Origin of the sequence: Ruoffia sp. FAM 20857 (assembly GCF_045528645.1) — a bacterium.
GTDB lineage: Bacteria > Bacillota > Bacilli > Lactobacillales > Aerococcaceae > Ruoffia > Ruoffia halotolerans.
Genome location: NZ_JBGQRB010000144.1, coordinates 1 through 255, shown reverse-complemented (window position 1 = coordinate 255; position 255 = coordinate 1). Strand labels below are relative to the sequence as shown.

Here is a 255-nt window from a genome sequence, read left to right as displayed (position 1 = left end):
TACAAAACTGATAATATTGAATAGGGCTTAGCTTCGCTAAGTTCCATTGGTAACGCTCATTGTTGTAGTAATCCATATACTCTTCAATGAGCTTTTTTACGTCCTCATAATCTTCACACGAAGCGAGGTCAATCTCGTCTTTCATATGTCCATAAAAAGATTCCTGAGGGGCATTGTCCCAACAATTCCCACGTCGGGACATCGATTGAATTAACCCATTATTCTCCACAAGGTACTGAAATTTCACACTGGTAA

1 protein-coding gene is annotated in these 255 nt (G+C 39.2%); it reads right to left on the bottom strand.

Annotated features, from left to right (window positions below; translation table 11 throughout):
* Positions 1-255, bottom strand: a 255-nt coding sequence (locus ACEN4N_RS11605) for a transposase (protein WP_407094279.1), incomplete at both ends; no start/stop codon positions are given.